The 768-nt window shown below is 46.4% G+C and carries 1 protein-coding gene; it reads right to left on the bottom strand.

The genetic code is table 11. From position 1 onward, the window contains the following. Positions 1-378 precede the first annotated feature (378 nt). On the bottom strand, positions 379-768 hold a 390-nt coding region (locus ACSZO1_RS22610), incomplete at its 5' end, for a methyl-accepting chemotaxis protein (protein ID WP_437616641.1).

The following is a 768-nucleotide window of genomic DNA, read 5'->3' as shown; positions in this document are numbered from 1 at the left end:
CAGGATAGCTTATCGGTAGCTAACCGTCCCTCCATCCACATGACCAAGCGTTGCACTTATTATCTGAATTCGCGACTAAGGTTTTAGTAATCGTGCACAATTAACAGGAACATTTTAAATGTTTGTCATCTGTGGTGACCAGATTAGGTTCTCTTCCTTTATTACCTCTGTCGCTTATTTTTACCCCCCTCAAACACGAAAATAAGGAAAGACAGAGTTCTCAGTGTTCTTCCTAGTCTGTACTCCACTCTGAGCTATCTCCATTAGAGCAGGTGAGATCACATTGAATGTCTTCCTTATCAAGGTTAAGTATTACCAGCAGCGGCAGATCAACCTCTCGTCCCGGAAAAGACTGTTTAGCCCGTTAGTGTTTTTTGGTTAAAAGCTGATCCAGTCTCTGGTCCCAGTAGTTGTAATAGTATCTGGTTGTTTTTGCCCGGTAGTTTTCACTGGCAACCCGTAATCTGATATGTCAGCATTATCATGTTGTGACAGACGGAACTTCACTACAGAACTCCTCAGTTCCTGAGTCTGACGTTCAAGTGCACTGGCTGCCGCAGAAACCTGCTCCACCAGCGAGGCGTTCTGCTGGGTCACGCTGTCCATCTCAGTAATGGCAACACCCACCTGCGAAATACCTTTGCTCTGCTCTTCGGATGCCGCGGCGATCTGTTTCATGATTTCCGTTACATCAGTGACTGACTTGAGGATTTCATTCATCGTCACACCGGCTTCATTCACCAGACGTGAGCCGTTATCGACGCGCTG

The organism is Erwinia sp. V71, from assembly GCF_965644245.1.
In the GTDB taxonomy this organism is placed as follows: Bacteria; Pseudomonadota; Gammaproteobacteria; order Enterobacterales; family Enterobacteriaceae; genus Erwinia.
Note: the sequence above shows the minus strand (reverse complement) of the source record. Positions and strands in the feature narration are given on the sequence as shown.